The sequence below is a fragment of the Streptomyces sp. NPDC005899 genome, from assembly GCF_040629645.1.
In the GTDB taxonomy this organism is placed as follows: Bacteria; Actinomycetota; Actinomycetes; order Streptomycetales; family Streptomycetaceae; genus Streptomyces.
This window is the reverse complement of record NZ_JBEXWB010000593.1, coordinates 1-2347: the sequence shown is the minus strand read 5'-3', so window position 1 is coordinate 2347 and position 2347 is coordinate 1. Positions and strand designations below refer to the sequence as shown.

At 77.3% G+C, this 2347-nt stretch carries 2 protein-coding genes and 1 pseudogene; all 3 read right to left on the bottom strand.

The genetic code is table 11. The features are described 5' to 3' along the window. Positions 1-983, bottom strand: a pseudogene (locus ABZ371_RS31815) (serine/threonine protein kinase); the annotation flags it as partial. An 81-nt stretch (positions 984-1064) separates the two neighbouring features. After that, on the bottom strand, positions 1065-1340 hold the full coding sequence (locus tag ABZ371_RS31810; protein ID WP_358686238.1) for a hypothetical protein: 276 nt from the start codon (positions 1338-1340) through the stop codon (positions 1065-1067). Positions 1341-1398: 58 nt separating this feature from the next. Continuing rightward, positions 1399-2160, bottom strand: a complete 762-nt coding sequence (locus tag ABZ371_RS31805) for a TetR/AcrR family transcriptional regulator (protein WP_358686235.1) — start codon at positions 2158-2160, stop codon at positions 1399-1401. Positions 2161-2347: the final 187 nt, after the last annotated feature.

Here is a 2347-nt window from a genome sequence, read left to right as displayed (position 1 = left end):
GTGTCCTCGCCGCCGTCCTCACCGGACGGGCTCCCGGCCCCCACGGGCGTGTCCCCCGCAGGCGCTACGCCGTCCCGTACGTCCGCGGGTCCGCGCAGGGCCCCGGCCCGGGCCGCCTGATCCGTCACCGCGTCCGCCAGCACCCCCGGCAGCCAGCCGTGCCGGGCGAGGCCGGCCGCGCCTTCCAGGGCGAGCTCCGCGGCGACCGCACCCGCGGCCGGCCGGCCGGCCGGATCCTTCGCCAGGCAGCCGGCGATCACGTCCCGCAACCCGGGCGGCACGGAGCCCAGTTCGGCCGAGGCGTGGGCGATCCGCTCGGCAGCCCCGTCGGCGGGCCCGTCGGCGAACGGCGTGGTACCCGTCGCCGCGTACGCCAGCAGCAGACCCAGGACGAAGAGGTCGGACGCGGGGCCCGCCTCCTCGCCCTCCACCTGCTCGGGGGTCAGGTAGCCGAGCCGCACCGACAGCTGTCCGCCCGGCCGTGCCTCGGCGCGGGCGGCGGCGCCCAGCGGGCCGAACGCGGTCAGCCGCGGACCGTCCTCGGCCAGCAGCACCGTCCCCGGCGCCAGACCTTGCAGCACGGCCCCGGTGGCGTGCACCCGGGAGAGCGTCTCGGCCAGACCGGCACCCAGTATCCGCACGGCACGTTCGGGCAGCGGGCCCGCGAGGTCGACCGCCTCGGCGAGCGTCAGCGCGGGGACGTACGCCGTGGCCGTCCACAGTTCGCCGTCCGTGTCGGCGCCGGCCAGCGGGGGCTGCACCCAGCCGCCGGACAGCCGCTCGGCCGTGGCGGTCTCGGAGAGGAAGCGGCGGCGGAAGGCGGGCACCGCGGCGAGGGCGGGCCGCGCGGACGTCACCACGACGAGGCCCTCCCCGTCCGCGTCCCCGACCAGGTACTGCACCGCGCTCGCGGTCTCACGGAAGCGGGCCAGCACGGTGTACGGGCCGAATCGGCGTGGATCGTCCTGACGCAGCGCCTCCATGGCGCACCCCCCTCATGACCGTGCCCTCGGCACCTGACCGCCGATCTTAGAGGGTGCGGGAAGCCGCGGCGGGGCCGCTGCTCAGACCGTCCGGTCCGGCTTGGTCCAGGGCCACTTGAGGGCCGGGCGCTCGCGTCCGCCGGGGGCGTACTCGTACACCCAGCCCCGCTGCAGCCCGAGCCTCCTCGTGTAACCGGCCGGGGTGCGCCGGTAGGCGTACACGGTGGCCGGACCGCCGTCCGGGTCCGGCACCGGGACCTCGTACCACTTGGGCGGATGTCCGGTCGGCCCCAGCAGGACGGGCAGCTCCCGGCCGTCCAGGGGGCCGCCGCGGAAGGTGGTGTTCTCGCTCTTCACGGTGCCAGTCTGGCCCAGGGCCGCGCCTGCGGCGAAAGCCCCGCCGGTCGCGGGGGGCTCAGCCGGGCGGCAGCAGGTGTGCCGCCCGCCCCGCCACCGGGACCACGCGCGAGGCCAGCCGTCCGGCCGGGCCGTCCGCGGTCTCCTGGTCCAGCAGCTCCGCGACGACGGCGGCGGTCTCGCCGTCCGAGGCCGCCGTGGCGGCGAGCAGCGCGATCAGGTGGTCGACCAGCCAGCCGCGCAGCTCCCCGGCGGTGGGCTGCTTCGCCTCGTCGAGCCAGATGAGCGAGGCCGCCTCCACGGCCGCGATCCAGGTGCGCACCATCATCCGCAGGCGGGGACCGGCGGCCTCCTGCCTGGGACCGCCTCCCCTGCCCAGGTGGCGCAGGATCTGTTCGGCCGCCGCCCGGCGGACGCCGTCCACGATCGTTGAGGTCTCCGAGGTCTCGGCGACACTGCCGCCGCGCAGCAACGCGCTGAAGCCCGCGTCGTGTTCGTCGACGAAGCCGAGGTAGCGGTCCAGGACCCGGCTGACCCGCTCGGTCGGTGGGCCCACGGCCGGCTCGGCGAAGCACAGCGTGAGCTGTTCGGCGGCCGAGCCGAGCGCGGCCTCGTACAACTGCTGCCGGCCGCCGGGGAAGTAGCGGTAGACCAGGGGACGGGAGACGCCGGCCACGGCGGCGACCTCGTCGATCGACACGTCGTCCGGCGCCCGGTGCGCGAACAGCGTGAGTGCCGCGCCGAGCAGCTGGGCGCGGCGCTCCTCGACGCCGAGCCTCCGGTAGGCGCGGGCCACGGGTGCTGCGGGGACGGATGTCATACCCCGAAGCCTAGGGCCTGTCGTCCCCATCGCGCCGGGCCCACCGGCCTGATCCGGACGTCCGGCGGCGCCCCGTCCCGGCGCGGCCTGACCCGCGGACCTGGCCGCGGTGACGTGTGCCGGCCGACCCGCCGGGTCGCGGGCCCGGCCGGCCCCACGAGGCGGCGTGCGTGCGCGTGGCGGGGCG

Bases quoted from the DNA above. Each gene is read 5' to 3' on its own strand.
- ABZ371_RS31805 (WP_358686235.1), bottom strand. From the start codon at position 2,160: ATGACATCCGTCCCCGCAGCACCCGTGGCCCGCGCCTACCGGAGGCTC.